The 13,743-nt window shown below is 65.9% G+C and carries 13 protein-coding genes; 5 read left to right on the plus strand and 8 right to left on the minus strand.

Annotated features, from left to right (window positions below; genetic code table 11):
- Nucleotides 1-19: 19 nt before the first annotated feature.
- The 3 genes from QFZ60_RS20980 to QFZ60_RS20990 all read right to left on the minus strand — a co-directional run bounded on the left by QFZ60_RS20980 (nt 20) and on the right by QFZ60_RS20990 (nt 2,926).
- Complete coding sequence (locus tag QFZ60_RS20980; protein WP_307092981.1) at nt 20-808, minus strand: aspartate/glutamate racemase family protein; 789 nt, start codon at nt 806-808, stop codon at nt 20-22.
- Nucleotides 805-1,488 carry a GntR family transcriptional regulator gene (locus tag QFZ60_RS20985; protein ID WP_307092982.1) on the minus strand — a complete coding sequence of 228 codons (684 nt, stop codon included), beginning with the start codon at nt 1,486-1,488 and terminating at the stop codon, nt 805-807. The genes QFZ60_RS20980 and QFZ60_RS20985 overlap by 4 nt, the downstream gene beginning before the upstream one ends.
- 79 nt (nt 1,489-1,567) lie before the next feature.
- Complete coding sequence (locus QFZ60_RS20990; protein ID WP_307092984.1) at nt 1,568-2,926, minus strand: MFS transporter; 1,359 nt, start codon at nt 2,924-2,926, stop codon at nt 1,568-1,570.
- 327 nt (nt 2,927-3,253) lie between these two features.
- On the opposite strand from QFZ60_RS20990, the gene QFZ60_RS20995 reads away from it, so the two are divergent.
- Nucleotides 3,254-3,787 carry an HPP family protein gene (locus tag QFZ60_RS20995; protein WP_307092986.1) on the plus strand — a complete coding sequence of 178 codons (534 nt, stop codon included), beginning with the start codon at nt 3,254-3,256 and terminating at the stop codon, nt 3,785-3,787.
- Here QFZ60_RS20995 and QFZ60_RS21000 read toward each other — a convergent pair.
- Entirely contained in the window at nt 3,747-4,589 is an 843-nt protein-coding gene (locus QFZ60_RS21000; protein WP_307092988.1) for an ACT domain-containing protein, read from the minus strand. The two genes, QFZ60_RS20995 and QFZ60_RS21000, sit on opposite strands and share 41 nt — an antisense overlap.
- A 161-nt stretch (nt 4,590-4,750) precedes the next feature.
- Here QFZ60_RS21000 and QFZ60_RS21005 point away from each other — a divergent pair, with 161 nt between their 5' ends.
- From QFZ60_RS21005 to QFZ60_RS21015, 3 genes are all read left to right on the plus strand, one after another.
- Entirely contained in the window at nt 4,751-5,833 is a 1,083-nt protein-coding gene (locus QFZ60_RS21005; protein WP_307092989.1) for an FUSC family protein, read from the plus strand.
- A 90-nt stretch (nt 5,834-5,923) separates the two neighbouring features.
- The gene (locus QFZ60_RS21010; RefSeq protein ID WP_307092991.1) at nt 5,924-6,667 is read left to right on the plus strand and encodes an IclR family transcriptional regulator; all 744 of its coding nucleotides are present in this window, start codon (nt 5,924-5,926) and stop codon (nt 6,665-6,667) included.
- A 142-nt stretch (nt 6,668-6,809) separates the two neighbouring features.
- Nucleotides 6,810-7,997, plus strand: coding sequence for a 4-hydroxybenzoate 3-monooxygenase (locus tag QFZ60_RS21015; RefSeq protein ID WP_307092992.1), 1,188 nt, complete (start codon nt 6,810-6,812; stop codon nt 7,995-7,997).
- On the opposite strand, the gene QFZ60_RS21020 is transcribed toward QFZ60_RS21015, so the two are convergent.
- Complete coding sequence (locus QFZ60_RS21020) at nt 7,994-8,533, minus strand: TetR/AcrR family transcriptional regulator (RefSeq protein WP_307092994.1); 540 nt, start codon at nt 8,531-8,533, stop codon at nt 7,994-7,996. The two genes, QFZ60_RS21015 and QFZ60_RS21020, sit on opposite strands and share 4 nt — an antisense overlap.
- A gap of 57 nt (nt 8,534-8,590) precedes the next feature.
- On the opposite strand from QFZ60_RS21020, the gene QFZ60_RS21025 reads away from it, so the two are divergent.
- The gene (locus QFZ60_RS21025; protein ID WP_307092995.1) at nt 8,591-9,646 is read left to right on the plus strand and encodes an FAD-dependent monooxygenase; all 1,056 of its coding nucleotides are present in this window, start codon (nt 8,591-8,593) and stop codon (nt 9,644-9,646) included.
- Here the strand turns inward: QFZ60_RS21025 and QFZ60_RS21030 are convergent, their stop codons facing one another.
- The 3 genes from QFZ60_RS21030 to QFZ60_RS21040 are packed head-to-tail and all read right to left on the minus strand — an operon-like array spanning nt 9,647 to nt 13,655.
- On the minus strand, nt 9,647-11,470 hold the full coding sequence (locus QFZ60_RS21030; protein WP_307092996.1) for an iron ABC transporter permease: 1,824 nt from the start codon (nt 11,468-11,470) through the stop codon (nt 9,647-9,649). It abuts the gene before it with no gap.
- A complete protein-coding gene (locus tag QFZ60_RS21035) occupies nt 11,467-12,531 on the minus strand; it encodes an ABC transporter ATP-binding protein (protein WP_307092997.1) in 1,065 nt (354 codons plus the stop codon). Before QFZ60_RS21035 ends, QFZ60_RS21030 begins: the two co-directional genes overlap by 4 nt.
- A gap of 47 nt (nt 12,532-12,578) precedes the next feature.
- Nucleotides 12,579-13,655 carry an extracellular solute-binding protein gene (locus QFZ60_RS21040; RefSeq protein ID WP_307092999.1) on the minus strand — a complete coding sequence of 359 codons (1,077 nt, stop codon included), beginning with the start codon at nt 13,653-13,655 and terminating at the stop codon, nt 12,579-12,581.
- Nucleotides 13,656-13,743 lie beyond the last annotated feature (88 nt).

The following is a 13,743-nucleotide window of genomic DNA, read 5'->3' on the forward strand; positions in this document are numbered from 1 at the left end:
TGAAGTTGGTGGGCTGTGGCTAGGCGGTGGGCTGGGGAGTGCCGGCATGTTCCTGGCGGGCGGCGAGGGCCGCGTCCAGGTTGCCTGACAGTCCCATGCGGTCCTTGGCCGGGGGCGGGGCGAAGGCGCCGGCCCGGTGCGGACCGGACTGGAGTGCGGCGACGGCCTCGGCCATGCGGACGCCGGCGGAGATGCCGTCCACCACAGGGACGGGGATCTGCCCCTTGAGTTCGCGGGCAAGGCCGGCCAGCGGGGCGCCGGCAAGGATGACGACGTCGGCGCCGTCCTCAGCCACTGCCTGCCGGCTGAGTGCCAGCAGGGTTTCCCTGAAGTCCTGCTGCACGGAGGCGATGCTGTTCAGGGAGTCATTGATGGAACGGATGGAGGCCAGCCGCCCGGCGAGTCCGAACTGCTCCACGCATTCCCGGTACCAGGGCCTGATCCGGTCCGAGATGGCGATGATGGAGAACCGGTGGCCCTGCAGTGCGGCTGCGCACAATGCGGCCTCGGTGATGCCGATGACCGGCACGTCGGCCAGTTCCTTGAGGGCGGGCATGCCGGGGTCGCCAAAGGCTGCCACCACCACGGCATCCACCGGGTCTGCGCCGGGGCGGGTGTGTTCGGCGATGAGCTCCGCCACGGCGCCGGCGGCAATCAGGGATTCGAAGCGGGTCTCGATGTATTCCACGCCGTGGCCGGCAGTCCGGACCAGCAGTTCGGTGCCGGGGGAGGCGGATCGGAGGGCCTCGGATTCGATCAGGGCCGTGACGTCGGCGCTGATGTTGGGGTTGATGACCAGGAGTTTCATTTTCTCTTCCGGTGGAATTCTGGTTCGGTCTTCTGGAAGTCCTCGGGGAACTGGTCCCGGTACTTTCCGATGTGGGATGCGGACTGGGCGGCTGCCTTGTCCGGATCGCCGCTGGCAATGGCGGCGTACAGGTCGCGGTGTTCGCGGATGAGTTCGGGCAGGTCGCTGACGTGCCGGAACAGCCAGTGCATCCGGCCCTGGAGGGGTTCCAGGGCGGATTTGAGGAAGTTGTTGTCCGCGATGGCGGTGATGGCGTCGTGGAATTCGCTGTTGGAGCGGTGCGCCTCCATCACGGAACCCTTGGCCAGGAAGGCCTCCGCGTTGTCCAGCAGCCCCTTCAAATAGGCGAGGTCCTCCCTGGTGGCCCGCCTGGCGGCGAGCCGGCAGGCCAGGACTTCCAGGGACTGGCGGACGTCGAAGAGGTCCTCCACGTCCTTGGGGCTGAGGCTGCTCACTTCGGCCCCGCGTGCGCCGCGGTCGCTGATCAGGCCTTCCTGGCGGAGCATGCGCAGGGCCTCCCGGACCGGCAGCCGGGAAACGGAGAATTCGGCTGCCAGGTCGCGCTCCACCAGCCGCGTGCCGGGAGCGTAGTGTCCTTCAAAAATCCTGGTGCGGAGGGTGTCCCGGACGGTTTCGCGGAGGGGGCGGTCCTTGTCCTGGGTCTCTTCGGCGGTCAGCATGATGCTCCATTCGGATTTTCGTGTGGCACTGCTCCCGGCTGCGGGGGCGTTGTTTGCAAGTTTCCCTGCGAGGGTCAGCTTAGACAGGAAGCCGCTTGTTGTAGTTCAGGGTGAGCACTGAGGCGCCCATGATCACCGCGGAAGCGACGAAGTACAGCAGCGCCCAGGTGTAGGAACCCGTTGCCCCTACGATCAGGCCGACGGCGATCGGAGTGACGAACCCGGAGATGTTGCCGCTGAAGTTCATGGCGCCTCCCAGAACGCCCGCGTTGGTGCGGCCGCCAAGGATGGAGGGGATGCTCCAGAACAGGCCCACCCAGCGCAGGAAGAACATGACGAGGGAGAGCAGCACCACCGCGGTGGTGGGGTCCGGGACCACGGTGACGCCCACCAGGCCGCCGATCACCACGGCGCTGGAGATGCCCAGGAGGGTGCGCATCACCCGGTTGGCTGAGGCGCCGGACGCCCGCCACTTGTCAGCAATGGTGCCGCCCAGGATTTCACCCACGAAGCCGGCGCCGAAGATGACGAAGGTGGACCAGCCGATGGTCTTCAAGTCGAAGCCCTTGGCCTGGGCGAGGTAGAGCGGGCCCCAGGTCAGCAGGCCATAGAACACTCCATTGAAGCCGAGCCAGCCGAAGCACATGGCCCAGAAGGAACGGAACTTAAGGTAGGGGAGCAGTGCGCGCTTGCCCCGGCTGCCGTCGAGCTCGGCTTCGGCATCCTCGGCAGCGTGCGACGCTTCGATGTAATCGGCTTCGGCGGCATTGACACCGCGGTGCTGCCGCGGATTGTCGCGGACATACCACCAGACGGCCAGGCCCATCAGGACTGTTGCGGCGCCGGCGATCACGAACGAACTGCGCCAACTGCCCGTTGCGGCGATGAGGCCGGCGATGAGGATGCCGCCAAGGCCTGCTCCCAGCGGGGCGCCGGCATCCAAAATGGTGGCTCCGCGGCCGCGCTCCGACTTGTGCATCCAGATGGCGTTGAGCTTGCCGCCGGCCGGCATGACACCTGCTTCGGTCACGCCGATGCCGAGGCGGGCGATAAACATGCTCAGGAAGCCTCCGGCCATCCCTGATGCGGCAGTTGCGGCGCCCCAGCCCACACAGGAGGCGGTCATCACCTTGCGGGGACCGAACTTGTCGATGAGCAGGCCTACAGGGATCTGCATGAGGGCGTAGGTCCAGAAGAAGGCAGAGAGCAGCAGGCCCACAAGCTCCGGGGCGAGATTGAATTCCTTTTGGATGATAGGGAGCGCGACTGAAATGGAGCCGCGGTCGATGTAGTTGACGGCAACCAGGACGAGCAGGAGCAGGAACATTTTCCAGCGGACGGAAGTGCGCCGTTGCGTTCCGTCCTTTCCGCGCGTTTCGGTAGTGCCGGGCGTGGCCTCGTCAGACGTGGCCGTTGTTTCAGTGTTTGGGATGGACACAGCTTCTCCTTCACGGGGAAGTTTACGGATGGGGAGGATGCGAATGGATGTGGAGTACTTTGCCTGGCAGGGCGGTGGCCTGCCGGTGGGGAAAAGGCCCGCTGGACGATCCGGAGCGTAGAGCGGGAAGTGCGTTTTTGGGATCCCGACTTGGGATCCCAAAAACAACGGTAGGAGTGACTCGGACCACTGTCAAGGGTTTTTGCTCCCGGGAAGCCCGCAGGGACTTCCTGACGGATTGTGACCGCCGCGCAAGGGGTAAGGCCCGGGTGAGGGCGGCATGGAAAACTCCCCGGCCGCCAGTCGCACCCGCAGAGAGGAACAGCCATGACAACCGCACTCCTGGACCGCGCAAAGCAACGCTGGGACAAGCTGGGCGCCGCCATCTACGCCGGTGTCCTGAGTATCGTGGTCCTCGCCGTCAGTGGCCTGGTGGGCCTCCTGTTACACCTTCCCTGGCTGTTCCCAAGCCTCGGCCCCACGGTGATGCTGTTCTTCGAGTCGCCCGAACAGAAGGCTTCACGGCCGATCAACACCCTGGTAGGCCACGGCGTGGGGCTGGCCGCGGGGGCGCTCTGCCTGTATGGGCTGGGCCTGCAGGACCAGCCCTCCGCGGCCGTGGGCGGGCTGACGCCGCTGCATGTCCTCAGCGGCGTGTTGTCGGTTGGGCTGACCACCCTGGTCCTGACCTGGCTTGGCCTGCCGCATCCTCCTGCGGGCGCCACCACGCTGATTGTCAGCCTTGGCATCCTGTCCACCCCGGTGCAGCTGGCGTCCATGGCCGGCGCCATTGTCCTGGTGGCTGTCGTGGGGTGGGGCCTCAACGCGCTGCTGGGGACCCGGCCGGCCGGTAGGACATGATCTCGGCCAGTTCCGCCAGCCGGTGGGCCCGCGCCGACTCCGCGGGAGTGAACGGCTCTCCCGGCCGGGCGAAGGTGATGGGGCCGTGCCAGGCGGTGGGGATCTTAAGGTGCGTCCCGTCGTCGGACACTTTTAAGCCGGCGTCCGACGACGGCACAATCCGTGCGTGCAAAAGCTCGGCCACCGCCAGGGGCAGTTCGTCGGGGGCGGCAGCGATCCTCGCTGCCAGGCTGAGCGCCCTGGTCTGCCCGTCAGCCATGGCCAGCGCAGTAGTGGGCCAGGCGTGCGGACTGCTGCCGCCGCCGTCGTGCAATGCCGCCAGCAGCTCGTGCTCGCCCACCTCGCCGGGGACCGAGAGGACAAACTCATCCAGGACCCCGTCCGCTACCGGGTGGACGTGGATGCTCAGGATGTTGGTGTCCAGCCGGGCCAATGCCGCCGTGATCCGCTGCAGTGACCCCGGCTGGTCCCTGAGCAGCGTGCGCGCCCGCCAAAGGGACGGCGCCGACGCCAGCTGCCGCCGGTGCCGGAGGGCCGGGGCGTGCAGCCAGCGCAGCAGCATCCGGGCCGCTGAAGGCTCGGCCACCCAGATCACCAGGACTGTCGCGGTCAGGGTCAGCACCAGGACCTTGGCCACATAGGGAAGGTGGGTTTCCACTATCAGGGCGTGGACCAGCAGCTCTATGGGCAGCATCACTGCGATGTTGGCCAGGGTCAGCCGCGCCTTGGGCGGGTCGGGCATCAGGCCGCAGACCTCGCAGCGCAGTTCGGCAGCGGGCGTGTGGTTTGCAGGGCGCTTCATGACACCAGCATCGTCCTGCGCTGTTTCCGCTGCGTTGCCTCCTGATTCCATTCAGGGGAACGCGCCCGGGCACTTCCAGGGCCCGCCCCGTAGGATTTACCAGGAACGTCAGCGCGGCCGCCCGTGAAAATCCACCCAGGAACCGCAGGAAGGCGCTGCCCGTGAAGATGCTTGCTGAAATGTTCAGCATTGGCCCCGGCAACAAGGACCACCACCCCGCCTTGAGGTGTGCCGTGGGCGTCTTCGTTCCACTGATCACGCTGGTGCTGCTCGGCAGGCTGGACCTGGCAATCTTCGCGTCCTTCGGCGCCTTCACCGGGATCTACGGCCGCGGTGAACCCCACGCTGTCCGGTTTGTGCTGCAGCTGCGGGCCGGGCTGCTGATGCTGCTGGTCATGCTCCTGGCAGCGCTCGCGGCCCGGATGGGTCCGGCCTGGGGCCTGGACGCCGCCGCCCACACCTGGCTGCTGGTCCTGGCCACCACGCTGGTGGCCGGCGCCTGTTCCGTTGCCATTTCCTGGCTTCGACTGCGCCCGGCGGGCTCGTTGTTCCATATCTTTGCCTTCGCCGCCATCGCCTCCATTCCCAACCAGCCGCCGCTGTGGCAGGGCATGCTGGTGGCCGTCCTCACCACGGCGTTCGCCCTGCTGGTGGGCTTCTCGTCCCGGATCCTGCGCAGCCACCGCACTCCCTGGACCCGGCCTCCCCGCATCCGGCGCACGCCCGCGGAGAAGCGCGCGGCCTGGCTTGAGGGGCTCGGGTACCTGGTGGCCGCCGGCCTTGCCGGCGGGCTGGCCACCTGGGCCGGGGAGCGCCTGGGGTTCGGGCACAACTACTGGGCCATGGTGGCTGCCGTGGTGCCGCTGGTGGGCCACACCACCCGGCACCGGGTGCGGCGCGGCATCCAAAGGATCATCGGCACCGTCCTGGGCCTGCTGGTCCTGGCTGCCGTGCTGCTGGTGGGCCTGCAGCCGTGGCAGACCGTGCTGGTGATGGCGCTGTGCCAGTTCGGCGCCGAAATGTTCATCATCCGCCAGTACCTGCTGGCCCAGGTGTTCGTGACACCCCTCGCCCTGGTCTCAACACTGCTGGTGGTCCCGGCCTCACCCTCCATCCTGCTGCGGGACCGCATCATCGAGACCGTGATCGGCGCCGCCGTCGGCATCGCCGTGGTGCTGGCTCCCGGCGCGTGGCGCCGCATCAGGCAGCGGCGCAGGATCACGGAGCGGACGACGGCGGCCTGACCGCCTTTCCGGCCCGGGTTTCCAACCTGCGTTTGCGTTTGCGGCGTGCGCGGTACGCTAGACGTCCCATTGAACGGAAGGGATGCGGCCGTGGCGAACTCAAACTCGGGGGATTCGGTGGTGGACCGGATCGTGCGGCTGATCTCCGCCTTCCCCCAGGACGTCGGTGCCCTGCGATTGTCCGACCTGGCTGACCGGGCAGGCCTTCCGCTGACCACCACCCACCGTCTGGTGCAGCAGCTCGCCGGCCATGGGCTGCTGGAGACCGCTCCCGGCGGCATGGTGCGGCCCGGACTCCGGCTGTGGGAGCTGGTGAACCGCGCCTCGCCGGCATTGGCGCTTCGGCAGGCGGCCATGCCCTTCATGGAGGACATCCAGCAGGTCCTGAACCAGAATGTGAACCTCGCGGTGCTGGACGGCTGGGAAGCGCTCTTCGTGGAGCGGCTGTCCCGCCGGGGCTCGGTGGCCAACCGGGCCCAGGTGGCGGGCCGGATGCCCGTCCATATTTCATCCGCCGGATTGGCCCTCATGGCCCACCAGGACAAGGCGCTGCAGCAGGAGTACCTGGACCAGTTCGCCGACCCCGACGGGAAGCTGGTTGCGGCGGACGTCCGGGGGCTGCTGGCCGAAACCTCCCGCCAGGGCTTCGCGCAGCTCAAAGGCGTGGTGGACGCCGGCACCTGGGGGATCGCGGTGCCCGTGCTGGATCGCCGCAAGCGGGCCGTTGCGTCGCTGGGCGTCGTGGTGCCGCTGCAGGAGATGCGCCTGCAGGCCCTGGTGCCGGCACTGCAAACGGCCGCCCGCGGCATCGCCAGGGGCTTGGCCGGGGCCTGACTGTTCCGGGGTTCGGCCAGGCATCTGTTTTGGCTTCCGTTGAACGGAACCGTTGTAACGCGTGTCACCCTCCTTCCCGCACACTGAAGCCAGGCAACCATTCCGGCCCTTTCCCGGGCCCGCAACGAAGCGAGACGCAGCCATGGCACGAAAAGTCATCACCACCCAGGTGGCCATCATGGGAGGCGGCCCGGCGGGACTGATGCTCTCCCATCTCCTGGCAAAGGCAGGCATCGAATCCACGGTGATCGAGGTCCGCAGCCATGAAGGAATTTCCCACACGGTGCGCGCCGGCATCCTGGAGCATGGCACCGTCAACCTGCTGGTGGACAGCGGGGTCTCGGACCGGGTGCTGCGCGACGGGGATCGGCACGACGGTATCGAGCTGCGCTTCAACGGCGAGAGCCACCGCATCGACTTCAAGGACCTTGTGGGGGAGTCCGTATGGCTGTACCCGCAAACGGACGTTTTCCTGGACCTTGCCGCACGCAGGAAGGACGACGGCGGCGACGTCCGCTACAGCGTCACGGACACGTCCGTCCATGATCTGGAGGGCAGTCCGAAAGTCTGGTTCACCGATTCCGAAGGCGTTGACTTCGAGATCCAGGCCGACTTCCTGGTGGGCGCCGACGGATCGCGCAGCCACTGCCGCTTCCAGATTCCGGAGGCGCACCGCAAGTGGTACTTCCACGAATACCCCTTCGCCTGGTTCGGCATCCTGGCCGAAGCGCCGCGCAGCTCCGACGAGCTGATCTACGCCAACTCCGCCAACGGCTTCGCCCTGATCAGCCAGCGCACGGAAAATGTACAGCGGATGTATTTCCAGTGCGACCCCAAGGAGAACGTGGCCGAGTGGGATGACGACAGGATCTGGGCAGAGTTCCGCAGCCGGGTCAACGGCAACGGCTTTGAACTCAAGGAAGGGCCGGTCATCGAGAAGATGGTCCTCCCCTTCCGCAGTTTCGTCCACACTCCCATGCGCCATGGCAACCTCTTCCTGGCCGGCGACGCCGCGCACACCGTGCCGCCCACCGGCGCCAAGGGCCTCAACCTGGCCATCAACGACGTCAAGGTTCTCTTCGAGGGGCTGGACAGCCACTACAACTCCGGCTCCGACCGGCTGCTGGAGACCTACAGCGACCGCGCCCTGGACCGGGTGTGGAAGGCGCAGCAGTTCTCCTACTGGATGACCACCATGCTGCACACTCCCGCCGACGCCGATGACTTCTCCCGCGCGCGGCAGCTCGGTGAACTGAACTCCGTGGTCTCCTCCCGCCATGGAAGGGCCTACCTGGCTGAGGCGTATACGGGCTGGCCTGCCGGCGCCTAGGAACCCAGCAGCCGCCGGACTGCCGCCGCGATGGCGGCAGCGTCGGGCTCTTCGTCCCGTCTTACGGTAAGGAGGTGCAACAGCACCCCGTCGCCATAGTCGGCAACATCCCTTGCCCGGGCTCGAGCGTCCGGCACTCCCAGCCCGGCAAGGGCCTGTTCCAGGCCGCCCACCAGCTGGAAGTGGCCGGCGGTCACAGACTCGGGCCTGTCCAGTGAGAGTGTCAGCCTGGCGCGGGTCAAGCCGGCATGCTGTCCGGCCAGTGCCAGCACCAGGGCCGCCAACTGTCGTGCCAGCTCCCCAATATCCCGCGGTGGGCCTGCCGGCGCCTGATTGGCCAGGAGGGCTGAGTCCAGCTCCAGCAGCCGGTCCAGGACGGCCTCAACCAAGGCTGTGCGGCTGCGGTAGTAGTTGGACGTGGTGCCCTGGGAGAGGCCCGCGGCGCCGTCCACGGCGCGGTGGGTGAGTCCCTTCATGCCCTTGTCAGCCACCACGGCCAGGGCAGCGTCAAGCAGTTGGATGCGTCTGTCCGGCATTTGCCCAGTGTAATGCGACCCCTTCCAAGTCACTACAAAAGTAGTAAAATTGCGGGCATGGAGACCATCACGATCGTGGGTGGCGGCATCGCCGGGCTTGCCCTTGCGGCAGCCCTGGACGCCGGCCGCTTCGACGTGACCGTGTACGAAAAGCGGCCGGAGCTGCCCGGAGTGGGCAACGCGTTGGGGATGTGGCCCAATGCCCAGCGCGCCCTGGCCCGGCTGGGGATACTGGACCAGGCGCGGGTGGTGAGCCCGGTCCTCGGCAGCGGATCGGTCCGTAACGCCCAGGGCGAACCGTGGATCACCGTCGATGCCGGGGACATGTTCGGCATCTCCCGGGCCGACCTGCTGCAGCTCCTCGACGCCGCCGTCCCTGCAAGCGTCCATCGAATCACCGGCCAAATACGCGAACTGCCCACGGACGGGGCACTGGTGGTGGGCGCTGACGGCGTACACAGTGTGGTCCGCAGCAAGGCGTGGGGCCCCGGAACAGATGCCCGCCTGACGCCCTACCTTGCCCTCCGGGGGACCCTCCCGACTCCCGTCGCCCCGGACGAGGTGGGCGAGTACTGGGGCCGCGGCGACTTGTTCGGCATGGCAGCCGCCCGGGGCGGGTCCTTCTGGTACGCCAGTTACCGGTCCGGACTTGGCCCGTACGGAATCGATGTGCCGTTAGTGCTGGAACAGGCCCGGGAGCGTTACGCCGGCCATGCGCCTTCCATCCGGCGCGCGCTGGCCACAGCCACTCCGGAGGCATGCCTGGTCCAGCGCCTGTGGACAGTGCCGCATCTGCACTCCTACGTCCGGGGCCGGGCAGTGCTCATCGGGGATGCGGCACACGCAATGATGCCCACCCTTGGCCGCGGCGCCTGCGAATCATTGGTGGACGCCGTAACACTCGCAGACCTGCTCAACACCTTGCCCGAAAACCAGGCACTCCGTGCCTTTGACATCAGGCGGCGGCTTCGGACGCGCGCCGTGAGCCTCGCCTCCTCGGCACTCGGACGGGTAGCCCTCGCTGACCGTGGCCAGCCGCTCCGCGACCGCCTGCTCAACCTGGCCCGACGGCGGAACAAGCGGGCCGCCGTCGGCAGCGGTGCGGGAAGGTAGTCAGCGGACGGCAGCGGCCGGGCGTGTAACGTCGTCCTCGTCCGGGGCCTGGGTGCCGGGAAGTACCGGGCCGGAGGCCTGCCGGCCGGGAGAGTCCGTGGGCAGTTGCTTTCTGGCCCTGCGCCGCCCGGACCTGCCGTACACCAGGTACATCGTCACCCCGGTGATGACCATGAGGAGCACCGTATACACGAACGTGTTCGCGACGCCCTCAGTGCCTTCAGCCCCGTCGGTGTTGGCCTTGATCACCAGGCCGAGCGGCTGTACCAGCGGATGGGCCAGGAAGATGGCGGTGTCGTAGTCGTCCAGGAGGCTGTTGAAGTTCAGGGCCGTAATGGCTGCTGCGGCCGGGAGCACCAGCGGCAGGAGGATACGCCGAAAGACGTACATAGTCTTGGCGCCCATGATGGCAGCAGCCTCCTCCAGCGAAGAGTTCACAGAGGCAAAGGACGCTTTGAGCATCCGGAGGGTGAATGGAATCTTCACAGTGACGAAGGCGATGAGCAGGATCACGGTTGTTCCGGTGAGCACGGCTCCGCCCACCAAGGGGTTTGGATGGTCGTAGCTGACGATAAGGCCCAGGGCCAGCAGCGCGGACGGCAGGATCCACGGGATGTGCAACAGGTACTCGAAGGCTGAGGCCAACCAGTTTTTGTATTTCTGCAGCAGCCGGGCCACGAAGAGCAGTCCGCCGACGGCGATGACGGCGGCCAGGGCGCTGTACACAACACTGACGATGAACGGACGGAGCCCGGACTGCTGGGTGAGGACGCGGACGTAGTTGTCCAGCGTCAGGTTCGCCAGCGACAGCTGCCCCGTCTGAATGGCTGCGCCGTCGGCAAACGAGTAAAGCACGATCAACACCACCGGGAGCGTATAGACGGCAAACAGGACATATGCCACGCCATGCACGGCCACATTTACTGCGGGATTGATGATGTCCTGCTTCTGCAGCTCCGAGGACACCTTGGACACCGAGAAATAGGTGCCGCCCTTCTCCAGCCGGGACATGACGGCGAGCATCAGCATGGTGGCCAGGCCCAGGATCACGGCCAGCAGCGCCGCCAGGTCCCGCGATGTGGGGCTGTTGGTGAACGTCAGGATCATCGGCGTGATGGTCTGGAAATCGCGGCCGCCCAGCACCTGCGGGGCACTCAAGGCGCCAAGGCCGGTGAGGAACGACAGGATGGTGACGGCGAACAGCGTGGGCTTGAGCATTGGGAGGACGATGCGCCGCAGGATGGTCCAGGTTGAGGCGCCAAGATTCCGCGCGGCCTCGATGGTCTGGTAGTCAATGCACTTGAGCGCGTTCGCGACGAACAGCATGTGGTTGGTGGTGGTGGCAAAGGTCATGACTACCAGGACGGCGAAAAATCCGGAAAACCACGCCGGGTCCATTCCGGGGATCAGCTTGACCAGCAGTGTGGTGACTATTCCTTTGTCGCCATAGATGAATTTGTACCCCGCGGCCAGCACGATGCCGCCGTAGATGAAGGTGGAGGCGTAGCCCAGGAAGAGGATGCGCGAGCCCCTGATCCGGAAGTAGTGGGTGACCAGGACAATGAAGACGCCCACCAGGTTGACGGTGACAGACAGAGCCACGGCCAGGAGGAAGCTGTTGCCCAATGCCTTCATGGCCCGCTGCGAGGAAAACAGTTTCTCCGCGGCGCGGCCCGAAAAGCTCCTGTCAGGAAAGAAGGTGGCAATCAGGATGTTGACGTTGGGCCATACCAGGAACGCGGCAATGAACCAGGTGAGGACAACGCCCACCACCAGGACGAAGGGTGATCGGCCCATGCTGCGCACTGTGGCGTTGGTGCTCATGGCAGGGCAACCGCCTGGTCCTGGCGTAGTGCGGCACCACTGCCTGGATGGTACTGGAGGATGTGCTCAGGCTGGACGTAGACGGTTGTGTTCGTGCCGGACTCCGGGTGGGTGCTTCCGTCCTCCCTGACCAGGAGACGGATGTCCGCGCCGTGGCTGCGCACCACATAGCGGCTGTGCAGGCCGTGGTAGGTGCGGGAAACAACGGTGGCGGGAAGTCCGACGGCGGTGCCTCCGTCAGCGGGGCGGTCAAGGGAGGCCTTTTCCACACGCAGGTAGGATCTGGCGTCGGCGCTGAGGCCGGCGCCTGAGAGCCTGTTGACCTCCGAGACAAATTCAGGTGTAAGCGCGGAACTGTCGCCGATGAAATTGCAGACAAACTCAGTAGCCGCATGGTCGTAAATGTCCTGCGGCGTACCCACTTGCTCTATGACGCCCTTGTTGAAGACCGCGACGCGGTCACTCATGGCAAGTGCCTCGTCCTGGTCGTGGGTGACATAGACGGTAGTGATGCCAAACTCGCTTTGCAGGTCCTTGAGCTGCTGGCGCAGCTGGTGGCGGAGCTTGGCGTCAAGATTGGACAGTGGCTCGTCCAGCAGCAGGATTTTTGGCCGCAGCACCAGGGCCCGCGCTACGGCAACCCGCTGCTGCTGGCCGCCGGACAGCTCCGCCACGTTCTTCGCCAGCTGTTCATCGCTGAGCTCGACGCGCCGTGCGATGTCCCGCACAAGACCGTCGCTGTCTGCCGGTTTTTCCTTCCGGACCCGGAGTCCGAAGGCGATGTTTTCCCAAACACTCATGCTCGGGAACAGGGCATAGTTCTGGAACACCATGCCCACCTGCCGCTTATCACTGGGAAGGCGGGTCACATCCTTGCCATCGACACGGACCGTACCCCTGGACGGCTGGATGAATCCGGCCAGGGTGCGCAGCGCCGTCGTCTTTCCGCAACCGGAGGGTCCCAGGAGGGTGAAGAACTCGCCGGGCCGGACATGCAGGTCCAGGTTAGGAATGGCGGTGAACCCGCCAAAGGTAACTTCAATGTCTTCCAAACGAATCATGGCATACCTGTCTGATGGAACGCGGGAACGGCGGCTGGCAGGGCAGGTTACGTCATGTATTCGAGCTCGATCTTCTCCACCCAGGCACCCATGTTCTTCTGGACGAAGCCCCAGTCGATGTCCTGCTGCTTAAGATCGGCAAAGAAGCCCACGACGTCGGGGTTTGCCTTTGCCTGGGCAGCCTTGTTGACGGGCATGGAATTGAACTTTTGGGCGAACTCGCCCTGAACCTCGGCGCTGCCGAACCAGTCGATGAATTTCTGCGCCTGCTCCTTCTTCTTGGTGCCCTTCACCAGTGCGATCTGCTCCACCGCCAGCGGGACGCCAACGGTAGGGATGACCGTGTCGACGTTCACCTTGAAGGACTTTTCGCGCTCGGCGATGATCGAGGACGGCATCTGGCCCATGTCCACTTCGCCGGAGGCGATGCGGGCAAACAGGTCAGTTTTTGCAACGGCGGGACTGCCATTCTTGAAGTACTGCTCAACCTGCTTCCATCCGTCGTCCGAGATACCCAGATCCCCGGAGTCGTCCCGGTACCGGGAGAGGATGCCGGCGAAGACCAGCTGCGCCGTGGCCGTGCCCAGGCCGGTGACCCGCTCGTAGCGGCTCTTGAACTCGTCCTTCGTCCACAGGTCCGTCCAGTCCTTTGGCGCGGCGTCCTTGCTGATCTTGTCCGAGTTGTAGCCGAGGAGGATGGCCTGCTTCACCAGGGGCCAGTACGTCTCCCCATCGCCGAGTCCCTTGTCCACATCACCGGCCCAGGCAGGCTGGTAGGCCTCCAATGCGCCCTCGTTCTTGATTTGCGAGAAGTACATGTTGTTCAGGCCGAAGGCGACGTCCGCAATGGGATTGTTCTTCTCGGCAATGAGTTTGTTGGTGGCATCGGCACCGCCGGCCCCCACGATCTCAATCTTGAACCCGGCCTCTGCCGCCTTGCCGGCCAGCCAATCGCCCCGGCCCTCTCCGTTGGAGTTGGTATAGACAACCAAAGTGTCCCCGGAACCACCTGCCGGAGCGCCGGTCGCTTCCCCCGATGACGTCGGCGGAGTGGAACCACCACCGCATCCGGCGAGGAGGGTGACGGCGACGGCGGCGGCAACCAAAGTCTGCAATTTACGCACGATCAGGACTCATTTCTGGACTGGAATCGGAGCATGTCCGCACAGCCTATAGCCGGGCATGACAAAAACCGGGCTGTTATAGCTATCG

Source organism: Arthrobacter sp. B2I5, assembly GCF_030816735.1.
Classification (GTDB): domain Bacteria; phylum Actinomycetota; class Actinomycetes; order Actinomycetales; family Micrococcaceae; genus Arthrobacter.